Annotated in this window: 22 protein-coding genes; all 22 read right to left on the bottom strand. The window is 61.5% G+C overall.

Annotated features, from left to right (window positions below; all coding sequences use genetic code 11):
• Positions 1–20: 20 nt before the first annotated feature.
• Positions 21–467, bottom strand: coding sequence for a phage tail assembly chaperone (locus ACMTA2_RS06995; protein ID WP_413794260.1), 447 nt, complete (start codon positions 465–467; stop codon positions 21–23).
• Positions 468–1,364 (bottom strand): gp53-like domain-containing protein, encoded by an 897-nt coding sequence (locus ACMTA2_RS06990; protein WP_413794259.1) that lies wholly within the window; start codon positions 1,362–1,364, stop codon positions 468–470.
• Positions 1,365–1,474: 110 nt separating this feature from the next.
• Complete coding sequence (locus tag ACMTA2_RS06985; protein WP_413794258.1) at positions 1,475–2,035, bottom strand: tail fiber assembly protein; 561 nt, start codon at positions 2,033–2,035, stop codon at positions 1,475–1,477.
• Between the two features lie 7 nt (positions 2,036–2,042).
• Positions 2,043–3,143, bottom strand: coding sequence for a phage tail protein (locus ACMTA2_RS06980; RefSeq protein WP_413794257.1), 1,101 nt, complete (start codon positions 3,141–3,143; stop codon positions 2,043–2,045).
• 28 nt (positions 3,144–3,171) lie between these two features.
• Positions 3,172–3,681 carry a phage tail protein gene (locus tag ACMTA2_RS06975; RefSeq protein WP_413794256.1) on the bottom strand — a complete coding sequence of 170 codons (510 nt, stop codon included), beginning with the start codon at positions 3,679–3,681 and terminating at the stop codon, positions 3,172–3,174.
• Positions 3,678–4,841: a phage tail protein gene (locus tag ACMTA2_RS06970; RefSeq protein WP_413794255.1), complete on the bottom strand. Its 1,164-nt coding sequence runs from the start codon at positions 4,839–4,841 to the stop codon at positions 3,678–3,680. Before ACMTA2_RS06970 ends, ACMTA2_RS06975 begins: the two co-directional genes overlap by 4 nt.
• 11 nt (positions 4,842–4,852) lie before the next feature.
• The gene (locus tag ACMTA2_RS06965; protein WP_072343311.1) at positions 4,853–5,452 is read right to left on the bottom strand and encodes a YmfQ family protein; all 600 of its coding nucleotides are present in this window, start codon (positions 5,450–5,452) and stop codon (positions 4,853–4,855) included.
• Complete coding sequence (locus tag ACMTA2_RS06960) at positions 5,440–6,480, bottom strand: baseplate J/gp47 family protein (RefSeq protein ID WP_413794254.1); 1,041 nt, start codon at positions 6,478–6,480, stop codon at positions 5,440–5,442. Before ACMTA2_RS06960 ends, ACMTA2_RS06965 begins: the two co-directional genes overlap by 13 nt.
• Entirely contained in the window at positions 6,470–6,868 is a 399-nt protein-coding gene (locus ACMTA2_RS06955) for a phage GP46 family protein (RefSeq protein ID WP_079303617.1), read from the bottom strand. Before ACMTA2_RS06955 ends, ACMTA2_RS06960 begins: the two co-directional genes overlap by 11 nt.
• The gene (locus tag ACMTA2_RS06950; protein WP_413794253.1) at positions 6,868–7,377 is read right to left on the bottom strand and encodes a phage baseplate assembly protein V; all 510 of its coding nucleotides are present in this window, start codon (positions 7,375–7,377) and stop codon (positions 6,868–6,870) included. The genes ACMTA2_RS06955 and ACMTA2_RS06950 overlap by 1 nt, the downstream gene beginning before the upstream one ends.
• A gap of 253 nt (positions 7,378–7,630) precedes the next feature.
• Positions 7,631–8,671, bottom strand: a complete 1,041-nt coding sequence (locus ACMTA2_RS06945; RefSeq protein WP_413794252.1) for a phage baseplate assembly protein — start codon at positions 8,669–8,671, stop codon at positions 7,631–7,633.
• 3 nt (positions 8,672–8,674) lie between these two features.
• Complete coding sequence (locus ACMTA2_RS06940; protein ID WP_413794251.1) at positions 8,675–9,913, bottom strand: DNA circularization protein; 1,239 nt, start codon at positions 9,911–9,913, stop codon at positions 8,675–8,677.
• A complete protein-coding gene (locus ACMTA2_RS06935; protein ID WP_413794250.1) occupies positions 9,900–11,474 on the bottom strand; it encodes a phage tail tape measure protein in 1,575 nt (524 codons plus the stop codon). Before ACMTA2_RS06935 ends, ACMTA2_RS06940 begins: the two co-directional genes overlap by 14 nt.
• A 130-nt stretch (positions 11,475–11,604) precedes the next feature.
• Positions 11,605–11,901, bottom strand: coding sequence for a phage tail assembly protein (locus ACMTA2_RS06930; protein ID WP_413794249.1), 297 nt, complete (start codon positions 11,899–11,901; stop codon positions 11,605–11,607).
• On the bottom strand, positions 11,898–12,245 hold the full coding sequence (locus tag ACMTA2_RS06925; RefSeq protein WP_003198314.1) for a phage tail tube protein: 348 nt from the start codon (positions 12,243–12,245) through the stop codon (positions 11,898–11,900). Before ACMTA2_RS06925 ends, ACMTA2_RS06930 begins: the two co-directional genes overlap by 4 nt.
• A 66-nt stretch (positions 12,246–12,311) precedes the next feature.
• On the bottom strand, positions 12,312–13,808 hold the full coding sequence (locus ACMTA2_RS06920; RefSeq protein WP_413794248.1) for a phage tail sheath subtilisin-like domain-containing protein: 1,497 nt from the start codon (positions 13,806–13,808) through the stop codon (positions 12,312–12,314).
• Positions 13,808–13,990, bottom strand: coding sequence for a DUF2635 domain-containing protein (locus ACMTA2_RS06915; protein ID WP_413794247.1), 183 nt, complete (start codon positions 13,988–13,990; stop codon positions 13,808–13,810). The genes ACMTA2_RS06920 and ACMTA2_RS06915 overlap by 1 nt, the downstream gene beginning before the upstream one ends.
• Positions 13,987–14,571: a phage tail terminator protein gene (locus ACMTA2_RS06910; protein WP_413794246.1), complete on the bottom strand. Its 585-nt coding sequence runs from the start codon at positions 14,569–14,571 to the stop codon at positions 13,987–13,989. The genes ACMTA2_RS06915 and ACMTA2_RS06910 overlap by 4 nt, the downstream gene beginning before the upstream one ends.
• 290 nt (positions 14,572–14,861) lie before the next feature.
• On the bottom strand, positions 14,862–15,878 hold the full coding sequence (locus tag ACMTA2_RS06905) for a phage late control D family protein (RefSeq protein WP_413794245.1): 1,017 nt from the start codon (positions 15,876–15,878) through the stop codon (positions 14,862–14,864).
• A 9-nt stretch (positions 15,879–15,887) separates the two neighbouring features.
• Positions 15,888–16,100, bottom strand: a complete 213-nt coding sequence (locus ACMTA2_RS06900) for a tail protein X (protein WP_063322730.1) — start codon at positions 16,098–16,100, stop codon at positions 15,888–15,890.
• Positions 16,093–16,476, bottom strand: coding sequence for a phage tail protein (locus ACMTA2_RS06895; protein ID WP_413794244.1), 384 nt, complete (start codon positions 16,474–16,476; stop codon positions 16,093–16,095). The genes ACMTA2_RS06900 and ACMTA2_RS06895 overlap by 8 nt, the downstream gene beginning before the upstream one ends.
• Positions 16,476–18,653: a phage tail tape measure protein gene (locus ACMTA2_RS06890; protein ID WP_413794243.1), complete on the bottom strand. Its 2,178-nt coding sequence runs from the start codon at positions 18,651–18,653 to the stop codon at positions 16,476–16,478. The genes ACMTA2_RS06895 and ACMTA2_RS06890 overlap by 1 nt, the downstream gene beginning before the upstream one ends.
• Positions 18,654–18,764 lie beyond the last annotated feature (111 nt).

Raw genomic sequence — 18,764 nt, 5'->3', positions numbered from 1 at the left:
AGGTCATCGCAAGTGCATGATCAAAGGTGTACGGCCAACCAGGACGGCGCAACCGGCCGATATTCAGTGACTGGAAAGTGCTCATCCTGCGGCCAATCCCTCAGCGCCCGGCGATAGGCCTGGAGCTGTGTGTACTGTGCCTGGTCCAGCGTCGTACCGCCGCCGTCGTCCATTTCATCGCGATCCCTTGCAACGAGGCCGTCTGTTGCCGTGAGCTGGGCGTTGCGCCACACGTATTCATTTTCTGAAGCCTGGGCCGATGTCAGAGCGGCTGCGTCAATGAGAACGGGATAACCGTTGTCAGGGTTGGCCGAAACACGCTTGGGCGAGATGGCGAGTTGCTGAAGCAGCGACAACCAGTAAGCCCGAGGTATTTCGATGACATCATCGGGAATATCAGAAACATTGATACCGGGAACATACGCTCCGCAAGTGCTTGGACTGAACAACAAAGTGAATTCATTCATTCAATAACCCTTCGCAAAATAGGTAACGCCCCATCCCGCAGCGACGTGCCCGGAATAATCTCGGACTTTCAGGCGCACGCCTTGGCGGGTGGCGGTTCCACCTACCATAATCACCATGGCTCCATCACCACCTACATGGTTCGCCACAACCGAAACAAAAGCATTGGGAAATGATAGAGGGAACGTAACGAACACTTCCCCATTGGCGTCAGTTGTACCGTAGCCCCACTGATCAATGTTTCCGCTCGCGTACTTTTGGTAACCTGGATTCCCCAACTGACCTGAAAACAACGAGGTATATTTCAGAAGAATGGTGCCGCCTATCAGTCGCCATTGATTGTCCAGTTTGACGAATTCCGCCGTTTCACCACGGCCCAGATCGATTGACCCAAGCGTTGAGGATGAAGGGCCTAGCGTATCGGCAGACGAGGTTGTCGATACATTCACGACCGCCCCTACGTTGATCAGTGTAAGCGTCGCCCCATGCATGATTCCCACTGTACTGGGCAATGTGACGTTGATCGCCGTAGTGCTGGCAAAACTGACGGCTCCGCCAACATGGGCTTGTGTCAACGCCGTACTGACTGCGTACACGGAAAAGCCGGAATATTGAACACCGCTGCGTTTTACAAACTCGGTGGTCGCCACGGATCTATCGTTATCAAATTGGGGAGCAGTGGTGAATAATCCGCTGCTACGCAAGGCCGTCAACAACTGGTTATCCAATTGTTCCGACGGTGTTAGTCCTGCGGTTTGAATGACACTCAGCAACTCCTGCGTCACACCATTGCCCCAACTGGCGGGAATCAAGGACCCCGACGTACCCGCCAAGGGATCCTCATCCACAAACCTGCCATTCACCAAGCCCGCACTGGGCACACTTTTTGGATAGTCCAATTTTCGCTCCTGACTGACCAGCGATCAAAATGAAGGCGATACACAGCCTCTCCGTTAATACGCAATGGCACGATAAATTAGGGAAGTTTTGATGTACTGCTTTGAGTTGCTTAAGCGGCAGGCTCAGGCATGACAGGCCAGTTAATATCGGTAGGAAAACCGACTTGGTGCTGGATGCGATTCAATTCAACGCTATAGAGCTTCCATTCCATCAGGGCTAGTTGCTCCTGATCGCTCGCGTCGCCAATGTCTTCGGCGTATTGGAAAGGAGCAACCCTTTGAACGGCCTCACGCAGTAATTTATCGCGTTTTGCCAAGGCTCCGCGCTTGAGGTCAGCCCGCTGTAGAGCGTCGTCAAATACCCACATGTTCTCTCGCCACACGTGGTAACTACCCGGCCAGGGTTCAGCTGTGTAGGTATCCGGCAACTCACCGAACTCGGTCCACTCCAGGAGAGCGCCGTTGTCCTTGCGATAAACCGAACCGCGCCAGTCCACCATTTCTCGCGGAACGCCGTTCACCATGACCCACGAATGATGCTCTTGGGCGGTAGGTAGTTCGAAGGAAAGTTGGATGCCGTTACCGGGGATCTGAATGCCCATCCCTGGGGTCACGAAAAGGTTTACCGGACCCGATAGAACACCGGCGGCGTCAAACAGATAAATAAACATAGTCACCTCAGATCAGCTTGATTCGGGCGGGGTAGGCGATATTTCTGGGGCGAGTTTCAGTGCCGAAGCTCCCGATATTGCCTACCATGTCTGGACCGGAAAAGAACTGTGGATTGGGATAAGTCGTACCCACTATCCCTGTTGCCGGTGCAGCATTGACATCGCGGGTGACGTCCCAAGACGCATCAGCAATAGCAGGACCTGGACGATTAGCACTACCCGAGCTAGTGGGCAAATAATGGTTGTGGCTTTCGAGGGCATACATCTGTCTGCTGCCCGCCGAACGGTCAATATCCACGCCTCGCGCCTCATCCAACACGCGTAAGAATTCGCCGCGAATATCGGGGATCCGAAAAGTTGTCGCACCATCACCGCTAGTCCACGCGCCTTCATTCCCCGACCTGCTGGATTCGCTCACTAACGCTCCGGACAATTGCGCGTGATCCCACAACCACGGCCAATCGCTACGCACCAATAAGTTTCCGTTAAGCACTGCATACCCACCCGGAATAACTTGGCGAGTACTCTCGAAAGAAACCTGCCCCAGTGCCGTCGCATCAAACCGGCCTACCGGCCACCAGACTCCGGCTTCATCGCTACGCAAATGCCACCAATCGCCACTACCCATTAACACCAGAAATGGATAACCGCTGGCTGCCAAATGAGTATGAAACCGGATCCTGTCAGTACCGGCAGCCCGCACTGTCAGGCGGTTACCACTGTTATCCACACGCCGCACAATCACATCGCGAACACCGAGCGCCGCATTGGCCGCGGGCAAGGTTACGGTGCTTGTACCCGCACTTGCATCGATCAACACCAGACCCAACTCATCGGCGACCAGCGCCTTTGATGCCGTGAGCCGTGTAACGACAGAACGCATCGGACTGCTACGCCCGAGAATGGTTTGCAGTGCCTTGATCAACTGGCCGCTGTCCGCCTCGGATGGCGTCATGCCGGCCGAGGAGATCACGCCGAGGATTTCTTGGGTGACACTGTTTCCCCATACCGCAGGGATCAACGACCCGGGAGTGCCCGCCAGCGGGTTTTCATCCACGAACCGACCGTTCACCAGCCCGACGCTGGGAACACTTTTTGGATAATCCATGTTTTATTTTCTCTCTATGAGACAGGGCTCAAGCGTAAAGAGGCAGCGCCCGGAGGGTTGCGAGCACCTCATCAGCGGCTTGAGTCGCAAGATCCACCTTACCTTTTGCCATGTGCGCGCGAATCTGTGTCTTGGCCTTGAGGCGCAGCTCGCGAAGCGCCAGCAGGTTCGCTTCAAACTCGGCAGCCTTGGCGAGAATCTGATCCGCCGCCTGCCTGGCTGTACGCCCTTTGACAGTCCACGCCGAAACGGCCAGTGGGACGGCTTTTTTCGGGTAGCCCTGATCCTTGAAAGCCTGTGCCTCCAACGCGGCTTGTTGGTATTCCAGGGCGCGCAGTGGGTCACCGGCCAGCGTGCGACGGGCGCTGTCGGCAGCGGCATCGACCTGGGTGCACAGGCGCTCGGCTTCCTGGCGCAACAGCTCGGCAGCATTCTCTTCAGTCAGCACCCAAGCGCCGTCCTCCCAGGTATGGGCGGAAGAAGGTGAAGGCGGGCGAAGTCCATCCTCGTACTGGTGCAGTTCTTGAATGACTTTCATCGGATCAGCTCCCAGGACAGGTGAACATTGATCGCATTGGTAAAGTTGACGGCAATACCCACGCTGTAATCGGTTAATGCCTGGTGCCCCTTGATTCCCATGCTCAGCAACAGCTCGTCGCTATCAGCAGTGGTGGCACCCAATGTGTGCTCCGCCTGAAAGCATTGCCAAAGCGAGCGAGATTGAGAGTGATCAAAACTGGCTGTGACGGTAGAAACCGTAACGTCGTTGACAACGTTATTGGAGAACAGCACACACATATACGGGCTTGCAGGGTTGCTCCAGCCCACCGCATTGTTGCTGATACTTTGCAAAGCAGGTGACAAATAGCTGTAGTTGCCCCCAAGCCACCCGGCCTGAACGAAGGCCAGCGAAGTCACGGCACTCGGAGAGGGCGTTGGATTCCCCGCCACAAGTCGCGCCGCACGCGCATGCGGATCCAGCGGCAGATAAACCACCCCCGTGCCATTCACCGTTTGAGTCCAGGTCAATTGAGCACGGTTGTAGATCGTGCGAACCGTCGGCAAGGAACCCGGTGCCCCGGTCATCACCCAAGCCAGGCACATGTCCAGGGGCGTGGACGCAAACCCGCCGCCGGACGCGCCGTTGACAGTCCCCTTCAAGGATTCCGGCGGGAGGTCATACAGGCTTCCACGCTGCATGTAGAACGTCAGCGCACCGCCTATGACCTGCGCCCGTAGAAAATAACTGGCGCTGGGCAACAAGTCGGCGCTGCTCCAGGCCGCTGTCACGTAGGTACGTGATCGACCCAACCGCCCACTCACCACCTCTTGTCCGATGCTGATGTACACACCCGCAGGAAGCGAGACACGGCCGCCACTGGCTGACAATGCCGATGGCGTTACTGCCAGCCGGGTGTCCGCTGTTGCAATCGTGGGCAGCGGCAACGCGGCGATCGGAAGTGCGAGGTCCTGGTTCCAGCCCTTGGCCGAGACCGACTGAATCGCCTCGAGCAATTGATCGTTTTGGGTTTCATCTGGCGTCAGATCCCCCGCTTTGATGACATTCACAATCTCTTGCGTTACACCATTTCCCCAAGCCGCCGGAATCAACGACCCCGGCGTCCCGGTCAAGGGGTTTTCATCCACGAACTTCCCATTCACCAACCCGGCGCTGGGCACACTCTTCGGATAATCCATCCGTCTACTCCCTAGTCATAATTGATGTGAACCTTGGTATGCGCCGGTGCGCTGCGGTGGATCAGGCATTCCAGCGCCGAGCCCGGATTGACGCCAAAGCGCTCTCCCCAATAGCTCGCACCAAAACGTCGCCCCAACAGCAGGCGGCCGCCGGTATTGAGGGTCCACATGAACTGCGCCTGCCAGGTGCCGAAATGCGCTTCGCCGAACCGTGCGCGCCCCATGCGCGGCGCCTTGAGTTCGGTGATGGTGGCGTTGGGGTAACCCTGGCTCTTGGCGATTTCCACGTAATAGGCAATGGCCTGGCTGCCCACCGCCAACAGCCGTCGGCGTACTGCCAGGCGGCGATCGTCATACAACGGCGTGGCGCCCAGGCACGGGTCAGGCAGGTTCATCACCCGCTCCCAATCCGGCACCAGTTCACTCACTCCCGCCGGGTCCATCTCGTTGAGCAAGTCGGCGGCACGGGCGTCAAGGCGGGCCAGCTCCTGGGCGATGCCTTCCAGCACTTCCTCCAATTCCGGCACGCGCTCTGGGTCCCACGCCGGACCGCTGGGCAGTAGGCTGCGCAGTTGGGCCTGGTACTGTTCAGCAGTTCTTATGCCTGCCATACGCAGCCTCCGAACGTCAGCAACTGATTGCTGGCCGCCACCACATCGGCGCTCGGCGCAGTGAGTTTGTGGTCGGTTTCGCCGGTGGCGCTGCTGATGGCTTCGGCGATGTGGGTCAGCAGCAGGGTTTCACCGAGGCCGGCTTCGCGGTTGTGCAGGTCGCGCAGTTGCGCCTCGATGGCCGCGCGCACGGCGCTGGTATCCGGAGTGATGCGCAGCCGGTAGGTCACCGGTACCTGCGTCGGCGCCAGTACGTGCAGCTCGGCGGTCACCGGACGCAAAGGCTCGATGTAGGTCCGCACCTCTTCCAATTGCTCGGCGTTGGGGATCGGTTGCGGATCGTCGTCCCGCATCACGAACAAACCGACGGTGCCTGGCCCCAGGTAGCTGCCACGACACCACGCACGGGTGATGCCGGGGCATTCCAGGGCCCAGGTTTCATAGTCCTGGGCCGAACCACCGTGGGGGATGATGCGGTAGGAGCGGATCACCCTGGCCCGCAGGGATTCAAGGCTTTCCCGAGCAACGCCGCCAGTCAGCCCCGGCGTCAGCACCGTGAAGCTGCTGCCGATGCCGAGGATCGGTTGGACGGGTGTCAGCACCAGGCCGGCATCGGCGTTGCCCAGGCTGCCGGCGTCCAACGCGGCGATGGCGGCGGTGTTCAGGCCATTGCTGGTGGTGCGGGCGCTGGTCACTTTGTAGGTGCGGCCATCGGTGGATTGCAACAGCGTGTCGACATCCAGTACCGCGCCAGCGGTGGCGGTGAAGCTGACGCTGCCGCTGGCCACCTGGGCCGCTTTGCGCGCCTGGTTCAGGCGCAGGGCGGCGATGCGTTCCAGGGTGGACTCATCGGCCTTGTCCGGCAGGATCTGCTCGGCGATCCAGTCCAGGTAGCCATACAGGCCATAGGCAGCGCCGCCCAGGGTGCGGGCCAGCACTTGGGCATCGGACTGGCGCAGCGAATCGCTGGCCAGGTCGCTTTGGGCGCGCTTGATCAGCACCGGCAGCGAAGGGGTTTCAAACGGCATAGGTCACCTGCCAACTGTTATCGGGGTTGATGTCCAGGCGCTCGCCATCGGCCAGAGTCAGGACCGTGCGCAGGTTCAAGCGCTGGGCGTCGAGGCGTTCGCTGATGATGTCGATGGCCTTGCAATGGCCGTCGTCGATCAGCCATTGCAAGGCTTCGCGGGCATAGAATTCGGCATCGAGCTGGGTTTGGCGGGTCAGCTTGACCCGTCGCAACAGCCACAGCCGCGAGCCGATGCGGTCGTCGGCCACGGTAGGAAAAGTGTCGCCCCACCAGCCGAAACGTTCCTCGTCATCAACAGCGTCGTCGTCGGCGGCGCGGCGCCAGGTGAACAGGCTGATCAGCACCGAGCGGGTCAGTGCGGCGTGCAGGTTCTGGCTGATGAACATCATTGGCCTCCCGTCGGCGCGCCGGTCTGACCGTTGCCGGCCTGTACGCCACCATGTACGTGTTTGATCTGGCTGATGCCGCCGGCGATCTGGTCTCCCTGGGAAACGATCTTGCCGGTGTGGTTGATGACCGGACTGTCGATGTTCACCGCGCTGCTGGCGCGGATGTTCAGGGTTGCAGTCTCGATGTCGATGACACGACCACGCTTGAAGTGGAGTTTGTCGCCTTCGTCGGTATAAAGCGCCACTTCGCCGGGCGCCAGGGCCTGGAGACGAAAGCGGCGATCGGCGATCACCAGAACCACGGCATGGGAACGGTCGCCCCCCAGGAACGTGGCAATGCCCTCGGCACCGGCCAACGGGTTGCTGGTGAAGCCGTAGGGTTCGAAATGCTCCATGTCATCGTTCACTTCGCCGGCGGTGAGGCGCATTTGCAGCGACTGCAACTGGGTGGCTGAATTGGCGAGCACGACAGTGCCGCGCGCCAGTAGGCGGGTCAGTAGGCTCATTGAGGTTTCCTTGAGAATCGGGGACTTGAACGCGGTGTTCGGATCAACATCTCTGTTGGCTGCACCGCCGCCATCGCGAGCAAGCTCGCTCCCACAGGAGTCCGTGGTGGGCAGAAATTTTGGAGGCGGTCTCGAAGTACTGTGGGAGCGAGCTTGCTCGCGATAGCGGCAGCACATCCGACATCGATGCAAGCTGACCCACTACCATCGCGAGCAAGCTCGCTCCAACAGGGGATCGGTGGTGGGTTGGGGCTCAGGGTTTTGGCGGCGTCGGGTTGGCGTCGAAAGTATGCGGCGGCGCGACTTGCAGGGTGGTGACGGAGCCTTGGGCCGACAGCGAATACGTCACTTTGGAAATCAGCATGTCACCGTCGAACCCCAGCACCGGGTCGATCACCCGTACCAAAGTGTTGTGCCGCCACAGGTCGCCATTGGCCTGGCGCCAGCCTTGCACGCGGTAGGTGGTGGTCAGGGCCTTGCCGGTGCGGATGGCGCTTTCCCAATCGGCCCGTTGCTGGGCCAGCTCGAAGGTCAACTGCGCGCTTTCACTGATCACCGTCACCCGCTTGCGCTTGAAGCTCAAGTCGGTGGCGGTGCCAGAGACTTCGCTCACTGCCGCCCCGCTCTGCTGATCACTGCCCTTGTGCTGACCGATGACCCGGTATTCGGAGAACACCTGGCTGTAGTCCATCGGTGCGTTGCCCGACAGAATGTTCTTGCCCAGCTCCAGCACATCACTGGCCCGCCCACCGCTGCCGGGTTTGGCCAGCAACACGCGGCCTTGTGCATCATCGGTGGAGAACACCCGGAACAACGTCAGCAAACGGTCGATGGATTGAAAGACCGTTTCCCCCGGTACGATGCTGTGCTCACTCAACCGCGCGGTTTCCGGGATCTCACTGATGACCCCCACGCCGTAGGGCGACGCCAGGGCCTGGACGATGTTCAGCAGCGCTTGTCCGCGCCATTGAGTCGGGCGGTTGATGGCCGCGCAGTCCACCAGGTCCTGTGTCTTGGAACCGCCTTCGATGCTCAGGCTGATCTGTCGGCCGTCATAACTGACCGGCGCCTTGAACACATAACCGCTGAGGACCAGATCGGTACCGATGCGCACCTGGCATTCATCACCTGGACGGATCGGCACCGCCTGGGTCTGCCCAGGCCATTGCCAGGTGATGTCGAGTTTAAAGGTGCGAAACTGACGCTCCAGGTCTGCACTGATTTCCACACTTTTCCAGCCGCCGTAATCCAACCCGCCGACGGTAAGCGATACAGCGTTGTCGAGCTCGTTCATGGTTTACTCCCCCGAGACTTTCAGGTCGTTGGGCGGCAGGAAACCCGGGTGGGCCACACCGTTGCGCTGGGTCACTTCGGTTACCCGGGTGGCATCGGCGAATTGTTGATAGGCCACCACCAGCGCCGGCAGGCTTTGCTTGAACGACAGGTTGATCAGCCTGACGCCCGAAGACGCCACCGCCGTCAAGTGCGCCGCCATTTGCTGGCGCAGGTTGTTCATTGCCTGGTAGTGCTCCGGATCAGCCTTGAGGGAGGCCTGCCAGATCGCATCGTTAAGGGCATCGCGCAGGGCCAGCACATCGTCGGCCACCGGCACGTCTCGGCGCTGGACCGGTTGCACGGCCTGTTGCGCCACCGACGGTGTGGCGTCCAACTTGACCACAGGTGCCGCCACCGGCATCGCCGCAATCCATTGCGCGGCCTGCACCAGCAGCGTGTCCTGGACCAGATCGGCCACGGCCTGGGCCGCTGCGGTGGTGTCCTTGCCGGTGGTGAGCTTGGGGGCGTCGGCCTTGCGAATGGCCTCCACCTGTTGCGACACGCTGGCAATCACGCCGCGATAGCCGTCACGGGCAAAGTCCTTCAGCTCGCGGATGTCACCCAGCAATCCCTTGAACTCGGCCACCACCTCCTTGGGCAACGCTTTCACCGCCTTGACCAGATCGCTGAGTTGCCGATAGGTCTCGATCAACGGCTTGAGCTCCTGTTCGATCACGCCATAGATGTCCTTGAGGCTGTTGCGCAGGTCCGCGATGCCGATCCGTGCGGCCTTGATCAAGGTCATGGCGTCTTCGAAGCGCCGCACCGCCGAACCGAGGAAGCTGTCGGCCGAGACCAACAGCAGTTTCTGGCTGTTGATCGTGGCCGAAGGGAATTGCAATGGCTGGTCGGGGTAGAACTTCAGGGCGAACGTCACCAGCCCACCGTCCTGACGGGTCTGAGTCATGTCGCATTCGCCAACCTTGACCTGCATGCGCCCCAGCCATGGATGCACCAGTTCACCGCTGCCCTGCTCCAACGCCTTGAGCAGCTTGTCACGCTGCTCCAGGCAATCGGGGCCGACGATGAACGCGGTCAACTCATGAATCTTCGCCTGCTGACCGAGCCCCTCGAAAAACGGTTGGTCACGCTGCGGATATTCATGCAACTGGCCTTTGTGGCCGACCGGGGTTTTCGCCTGGTCGACCCAGAACCCGACGCCACGAAACGACGCCGGCAACAAACGATCACGCCAGCTCATTGGAGCCTCCTGTGGAAAGTGAGCGATAACCGATGCGCGAACTCACCGCCAGGGCCGGTTGATTGGTCTGAGGCGGGTCGGCGCGCAACCCGGCCGGCGCGTTTTCGAAACGCACGGTCAGGCCGCCTTCGAGTTGCGTGCGGTTGTTGGCGGCGCTTTGTTGCACCAGGGCACTGGAGGTTTGCGGCAACGCACCCGGCGCCAGCGCGGTTTTCGCTGGCCCGTTGGCGGACGCTGGCGCCAGGCTGGACGACAGGCCCGGAGGCTGCTCGCTGGCCCCGCCAAAAAACGCCGGCGCCAGCTCACCCTTGCCTTCGGCATTGGTGGCGCGCTGCGCTTCGGTCAGTCCTTCGACCTTGCCAGTGAACGTGGTGATGAGTTCACCGAAGCCGCCATTGAAGAACGCCTTGATCGGTGCAATCACGCCCTGCAGCTTGTCCCACCACTGGCTGAACCACTCGCCCACCGGCCCCCACTGTTGGGTGAGGCCCTCGATGGGCGACCAGTCGAACAGGCCGCTGAACACCGCCAACATGATCGCCACCTGGTTGCGCACGCCCTCCCAGATCCCGGCGAAGACTTCTCCGATCGTGCCCCAGTTGGCCAGGATCAGCCCCAACGGCGTCCAGTCGAACAAGCCTTTCAGGGCATCCATCACCGGCACGGTCAAGGCCTTGAGCAGGTCCCAGATCGCCGCGAACAACCCGGTCAGCGGTGCCCAATTGGCAACTATCAAGCCTAAGGGTGACCAGGCGAACAGCGTCTGCATGAAACCGATGACCGGCGTTGCCGCCGCCACGATCACATTCCAGAGCGCGCCAAAAAAGCTGCTGATCGGGCCCCAGTTGCTGATCACCAGCCCCATCGGGGTAAAGGCGAACATTGTCTTGAAGAACTCGATCATCGGCAGGACGATCGGCGCAAGCCGCTGCCAGAGCCCGGCAAAGAACGCCGAAATCGGCGTCCAGTGGGCGATGATCATCCCTGCCGCCAAGGCGATGCCCATGGCAATCAAGCCAATGGGGTTCATCTTCAAGGCCAGGTTCACCACTTCGAACGCCTGGCTCGCCCCGCTGACCGCCATCTGGATCGCGTTGAACGCCACGACGCCATTCGCCAGGCCCTGTACCAGTTGCGGGTTGTCCTGCAGTACCTGGGCCACGCCGCTGACCATGGGCTGCAAACCGACCGCCACCGCGTTGACCGCAGGCCCCAAGGCCGAGCCGAACTGCACCGACACGTTGCTGATGGAAGTCTTCAATCCATCCAGGTTCTGTGCCGCTACACGAGGCGCTTCAGGTGCCTGGACGGCGCTGGCCACCGCGCTCGCTGCGCCCGCTTCGTCCTTGAAGGCCAGCGCCGACTTGAGCCCGTCCGTAAACGGTTGGGCCAGGCCACCGCTGGGCAGCAGACCGGAAATGTCCAGGCTGCCCAGGCCCGTGGCGTCGAGGTTCTGCTTGAAACGCGCGACCTTCGCACGAAGGCCGGCGAGCTTGGGTGACAGCTCATCGATGCCGGTCAGCAGCACCGCTTTTTTCTCTACCGTTTGTGTGTCTGCCATCACTGCACCTGCTGCATCGCATTGATCCGTTGCGCGTGCTCCAGGGATTCGCGGAGCACATCCAGTGGCCTGGCCATCATCTGTTCGGGGTCAACCTTCCAGAACCAGGCCAGGTCATAGGCGGCGGCGATCAGGTCGCCGATGGCTGCGACGCCGCACTCATGAAAAAACTCGCGACGGCCCAGCTCAGGGCGTTGAGGTCAGCCAGGTCCAACTGGTTGACGGACGACGGCGGGATGCCGGCGCACACCGCGATGTATTTGGCTGCGACATCCATGTCCAGGCTCACCTCCTCGCTCTTGTCGATCTTGTAGGGCAGCGCCTTGATCGCCCGGACTTCCTGCACCGTCGGCCGGCGCAGGGTCAGTTCGTTCAACGGCTCGCCATGGGCCTCGATGGCCACGCGCAGCGTCACGACATCGGTCATTGCCAGGTCCCCTTGATGCCCTCGAATTTCAGCTCGATGGTGGCGTCGTCGCCCTTGGACACCGGCTCTTCCACCAGGTAGGCGCCGGCCAGCACGTAGACCTTGCCGTTGTTGAATTCGCAGGTGACGGTCATGTCGGTGCCTGCCACCAGTTGTTTGAGCGGGAAATCCGCGGTGTGCAGCGCCGTCACCTTGAAGGACGGGGCGATATCGGTTTCCTTGTAGAAACCCGGCACGACGGTTTCACGTTTGGTGAACATCAGTGGCGCTTCGCAGCCACCGTTGATGGTTAGTTGAGCGCCGTCCACTTTGACGTAGCAGGTGCCCGCAATCAGTTGACCCATGGTGTTTCTCCCTTCAAATAAAAAGCCCACGCAAGGTGGGCTGATGCATGCGACTGAGTGCTACCGTCAGGCGACGTCGTCGTACTGCAGGCGGAATTGGTTGAGCAGCGCGAACACCCGCAGGCCGTTGATGTAATCCGGCGGGAACAGCACATTGACCCGGCTCGGGTCCTGGCTGTCACGCTCGACAAGCAGGTGCTCGGCGAACAGCTCGGCGTTTTCCACGTGGCCTTCCAGTTCGAGCTTGGCGTATTGAGCGATCAGCTCGCCGCGAATGGTGCTCGGGGTCACGATGGGCTGGCCGGCGCCGAAACGGGTGCCGTCGGAGGCCAGCTTGTGGCGACCATATTTGCTGGTGATCACACTTTGCAGGCGGCGGACGATGAACGCCGACTGGTGCATGGTTTCGCTGTCCAGGTAGGAATTGTCCGCCTGGCCGAAGGCATTCTTCTGATAGGTGGTGATGGAACGCTGGATGCGTACGTAGCCACCTTCGTAATACGCCGTGGCGATGCCGTAGTTGAGCAGCGACTGACGCTCGGTGAGGGTGAAACGTTCGCTGGCCGGTGCCGGGTCCAGGCCTGGCAGGCTGCCGCTCTGGGTCGGACGGCTGGCGTCGGCGGAGATGAACACCGCCGTGCGCGCCGCCAAGGCAGCGGCCTGGACCCAGAACGGTTGCGGTACGCCCAGCTCCAGCGCCTGGAGCGTCATGTGCTGGTCGTTGCGGGCCTGTCCGGCGGCGACCAGGGTGCCGATGGTACCGCGCTTGGCGCTGTAGACATGGCCGAACAACTGCTTGGCCCAAGACCAGCGGCCGGTGTTGTCGTCCATGACGGCTTGCCAGGTGTTGAGGCTCGCCACATCGGACCAAGGCATGGCGATGAATTCGAAAGGCTCGTCGCCCAGGGCCGCGACGGCAGCGGTCTGGTCCGGCACACCGGCACCACCGGTCATCGCGTTGATGGCGGTGGTCAGGCCGGCAGGGGTGTCTTCGCCATTGCTCTTGCCCAGGCGATTGAATTGAAGGCTGATGTCGTTGCCGCTGTCGCCGGTCCATTTGGCACTGAGGGTCACGACGCCTTCGGCGGCCGCAGCGGTCACCGGCAGGTCGGCAGCGGCATTGATTTTCAAGGCCAGCGCAGTAGCGGCCTGGGTCGCCGTCGCGCCGTTGACGATGGCGGCCTGGACGCGCACACCGCCGACGTACAGGTTGAGCACACCGCTTTCAGTCGCGGTACCGGTGAAGGTCAGCACGCCCTTGGCGATGGCGCCTTCGACGTTGTGCAGCGGCAGGCACCAGATTTCACCGAGCGGATCGGTCTTGCGCCAGGTTTCGTACATCGAGGCAAGCATCGAGCCCTGCCCGCCGATGTTCTTGGCCAGCGCGACGCTGGACACCAGTACCAGTTTGCCGACGTCGGCCGGGGCGACATTGTCGTTGACCTGGGCGACGATCAAGCGGCGCATGGCCGATGACGCGCTATTGGCGGCCGAGTTGTCCATTTCGGCGTAGAACAGCGGAACACGAATGTCCGCGGGAATGTTGCTGAATCCGATCGCCATTATTTGGCTCCCTGTGGTTTTGCCGCTTTCACGGCTTTGGTAGTGATATCGCCATCGGCCAGACGCCGACGCCACCAGGCGTTGTCCGGCACTTCACGGCCGTCGAGGGGCAACAGATCGCCCGCCTCCGGGTCCGGTACGGCACGGCCCGGGGCCGGCAGTACGGTGATGCGTTTGCTCATGGGGTTACGTCTCCAGAGAAAGTCAGTTCCACGCGCCCGTCGGGGCCGGGACGTTTCAGGTTGGGGTCCGCCGGGTCGATGGCATCGACCCGCACGGTGGCCCCGGTAAAGGACGACAAGCCGTCCAGTTCACGCTCGTGCCAGCTTTCGGCAGGCTGGCTCGCCAGATTGCGGCCCAGCTGGAACTCGGCGAAAAAGCGCAGCCGGTACAACACACGGCTGCTGTTGATGGAAACCAGCTCGCTGCCGTCGTACTCGACGCCGGTGTAGTCGCCACCGGGTTTGAACCCCACCAGTGCGCGCCACAGTTCGGCCCGCAGGTCGTGCAACAGATCCAGCGCTTTTGTCGCATCGGTGGCGTCGAGCACCAATACGGTGTCGAAACGATCACGCACCGCTTGCAGCGTGACGTTTTGAGCCGCGTTCTTGCTGGCAATATCAGCGGTGGGCAGGACATAGGCGCAGGGGGCCTGCAACGGGGTCTCGGCTTGCAGCGTGGCGAGGTCAAAGCCTGCGGCCACGCGATGGGCAAGCGTCGGACAGTGCTCACGCAACTGCGTGAGGATCGGTGTGATCTTCATGGGGGACTCCAGTTGTAGAGACGGTGCCGTCGAGGGAGACCTGTGGGAGCGGGCTTGCTCGCGATGGCGGTGTGTCAGTCGGTGCAGATCTTGAATATCAGGGCGCTATCGCGAGCAAGCTCGCTCCCACAGGGGGACCCGGTTGGGCGCGGGGTATGTGCAACGCAGAACAAGATTGTGGGAGCGAGCTTGCTCGCGATGGCGGCGTGTCAGTCAGTGCAAATGTTGAATATCAGGGCGCTATCGCGAGCAGGCTCGCTCCCACAGGGGTAGTCCCAGGGGTAGTGGGATCAGGCCTTGGCATCCAGGCAGGTTGCATGAATCAAGCAGCGATAGCTTTTTTCCCGGTCGCCACTGGCGGTGACCTTGTCGATCGACCAGCGACCGCGCATGAAGTCCGGCCAGGAGGGGTCCAGCAGCACGATACCCTCGGCGGACAGTCCCGGGTTGCCAGGGCATTCGATCGTCACCTTGAGGGCTTCGCGCAGCATCCGACGCACCTCCCCTTCACCGGCGGCGCGGGCGTCGTCGGCGCTCTGGAAGCGCTGGCGCAGGGTCTTGAACGGCGCGATGCCGCTCTCTTCGACCAGCAGCTTGCCGGCCGTCGCGTCCCACCAACGGGTCTTGCAGCCCTGGTACTTGGCCCGGGCCGTTTCTTCCAGCTTGGCCGAAATGAAGGCGTAGTCGCCCGGGCGGTTGTTGGTCGTCACCGACAGTTTCATCTCGGGCAGGACTTTGCCCGACAACGACTTCGCCTGGCCGCGCCGGGCCAGCACATACAGCTCGTTGATCGGCTTGGCGACGGCGTCATAACGATGGGCCAGGCGCGTCAGGAACCCCATGTCGGTTTCGTTGGACTGGTCGATGTGCTCGATCTTGATCAGCGCCAGGTCCGGCGCCACCCGGGGAGAAAAACCGTGCCTGGACGCCAACTGACGAAACAGCGCCCCCAGGGTTGTCGGCCCATGGCTGACGGATCGGCGCTGCTTGAACCCGGTCTGGTCCGCGGCGCTGAACGGCGCCGCCATGGCCACCAGCACGAGTTGCAGGGGGAACAGGAACGGCGTGCGACGAGTGATGACGAACTCGCCTTTATCTACCAGCCCCGACTCCAGATAACCGACCCGCAGACCTATCTTGCCGCCCAGGCTGGGCAACCCTTCGAGCCCTTCCAGGCTAATGGTGAGCGTCAGTTGATCGGACTCGATACCCGCCGCGTCGACATGCTCCCACTTGAGCAGGCGTTCGTTGAGCAGTGCAGCGTTCGCACCATAAATTTCCACCGCAGGCGTGAAACCCAATGACATGTCGCCTCCTTAATCCCAGGCCGAAACCGGTGGGGTTGCCACGGGCTTGAGGTCCACTTCCGGCAAGACCACCCATACGCCCGCCGGCAATACAGGGCCCCATTCAGCCAACCCCGGATTGAGCCGCCAGAGCGCCTCCTCGACGATGTCGTCACAGCGCTCGAGCTCGCGGTACAGCAACAGATTCACCGAATCACCGGCGATACTTCGAACCCTACGCATTGGCGAACTCCGTCAATTCAACCACCCAGCCGACCACCATCGCCGTGCCGTCATCGATGATCTCGGTCTGGGTTTCCGTGATCTTGTTGATCTGCCACAGGCCCCAGTTGCGACCGATGCCATCGACCAACGGCAGGGGGACGCGCTGCGCCTGCAAGGCGCGCAACTCATCGAGGCGATCCATGGCGGTGGCGTACATCGACTTGCCGGTGATCGTCAGCCCTTGCAGGCCTTGGCCGATCTGGCTCGACTTGGGTTTGCTGGTGAGGATGTCGATGCTTTTCCAGCCACCGTCCGAGGTGTGTACCAACTGGTGGTACGCAAAATTTCTCGACAGGCCAAAAATGAAACTGCCGAGTGCCATTTGTTGACGCATCACGTACCTCCGTCGGTCAGGGCCGCGTCACTGCGCACGGCGAGTGAGTTGGGCATGGTCGTCAAGCCGAATTGGCCCGAGAGCTGCTGCACGACCAGGTTGGCCAACTGACTCGCGCTAGCCTGGTCCTGGCCGTTGATGTAGATGTTTGCGGTCATGGAGTTTTGTTGCGTGGTTGTCTGGGTGCTAGCCAGGTCTTTGCTGACCTGGTCTGGAGCGGCGAGTCTGTCGGCGGGGGCGACGAGCTTCTCACCCAGGGACGCGCCCGCATCACTCCCCAACCAACCGCCTAGCAGTCCGCCAACCAGACCACCAATGGCAGTGCCAATCACCGGAACGACACTACCCAAAGCGGCACCGGCCGCAGACCCCGCAGCAGCGCCTGCCCAGCCGCCACCTGCAGCTCCCAGGCCTGCTCCCATCATTCGTTTGTCGCCGGTAAGAACACCCTCGGCCACATCAGCGACGGCACCGACTACTTTTAATGGGCCGGGCGCCCTGCGGGTCATCGAGCGTAACGAGGCCGTTGGCCCGAGTGACAAATGCCTTGCGCCTCCCAGTGAGCCTCGTGTACTGACGCGTATTTTCGTCCTGCTCGTGGATTCAGGGCGCTGGTTGGCATTGCGTGTATCCAGCTTGTCCCCACGAGGATTTCTGAAATCTTCGGAGATCACCTCCCCCAATCGGCCGGGAAGGTGCGGAGCGACCCGACCCAGCACCCGCTTGGCCACCTGATTGGACACCTCATCCCCGACAGCCTTGAGCAGCGCGCCCACCAGCGGTTTGATCGCCGCGCCAATCAACACAATGGCCGCAGCGGCTTTAGGTGAGGACTCAGCCAACTCACTCATGCCATCGGCCAGCGAACCCAGCCACCGGAACGAAGTATCCGCCGAAGGCAACAGGGCATTCCCCGTGGCCACCGACAAACGCTCACTACGGGCGTTGAGGACGTTCAGCTGGCCCTGCCGGGTGTTCGACAGCGCCAACGCGTCCTGCCGCACCGAACCGTTGTTGCCCAATTGTGAAGTGGCGTATTGGCCTGGGTCTTTCACCTGCCAGAACGCGGCGTTCACATCGTCGAGTTTCTGCGACATGCGCAGTACCGCTGCATCCCCAGAGCCAAACAGCGAAGAGGCCAGGGTCGAGCGTTTTTCGGACGGCTGCGCGTTCAAGGCCGCCAGCACCGACATCACTGTCCCCGGCGCGGCGTCCTTGTCACGCAAGCCGCTCGCCACCTCTTTGGGATCTAGCCCCAGTTGCTTCCAGGCCGCTTGCTCGGTCGCGGAGGCCTGATCGCCCTTGCCTAAAGCAGTCGTAAAGTGATCGAGGGCCACGCCCGCTTCAGCTTGTTGCGCGCCGGTATTGAGAAGTGCCGCCGTCAGTGCCGCAGCCTGGGCAGGCTGCAGGCCCGCCGAGGTCGCGGTCGCACCGTCACGCTGCAACACCGTGCCGATCTCACTGGCTTTCGCACCACCGGGAATCTTGCTCAGGTGGTTGGTTGCGTCCGCCAGATCAAACGCTTTCTCCGCACTGAGCTTCATGGAAGTGCGCCAGCCGAGCACCATCTCAGCCGCTTCCATGGCCGGCATTTTGAACGTCGATGCAGTGACACCCGCATCGCTGGCGAAGCGCAACAGTGCCAATTGCCGGTCCGAGGCATTGGGCAGATCGCTGCCGATGCCGGCCCTGGCCGCCAGGCTTTGCATCCTTACCAACTCAACCGCCGTGGTCCCGCCGGCCGCCACCAATGGCGCACTGGCGATGCGCTGGGTTGGTTCCGCCATTTCTGCAATCTGGCGAGGCGTGAGTTGGCCGGCCTGCTTCAGATCGGCCATGGCCGAATCCATCGCTATCGCGGGTTTGAGCAGCGCCGGTGGTTCGATACCGCCAGCCGACTTACCCTTTGGCTCACTGGTCGACTCACCCTTGGCGCCAGCGCCCATCGTTTGGGAAAACAATCGTTGCGCCGACAGCTTCACGGTCAGCGACTCGATCGCGGTGGTCAGCAGGCCGAGCTTGAGCCCGAGTGTTTCCAGCGCCAGATCGAGGTTCGACAGTTGGTCCCTGGCGAACGCGCCTTGTGCTGACACGCCACTGGTGAGGCTGGTATTACCGAACGCCACCCCACTCTCGTTGAAGGCTGCGTATTTGAGCGAATATCTATCGTCCGCCATCCCGCTCTACTCCTGTTTCACGCCAAGGCGAGTGATCGCGATGTCGTAACGGCGCAATGCCTTGCCGGCGTCCCACTCCAGGATTTCCGCCTCACTTACCGAGTAAATGAG

It is taken from the genome of Pseudomonas medicaginis, from assembly GCF_965119365.1.
GTDB lineage: Bacteria > Pseudomonadota > Gammaproteobacteria > Pseudomonadales > Pseudomonadaceae > Aquipseudomonas.
The sequence above is the reverse complement of the archived record's forward strand: the minus strand, read 5'-3'. Positions and strand labels throughout refer to the sequence as shown.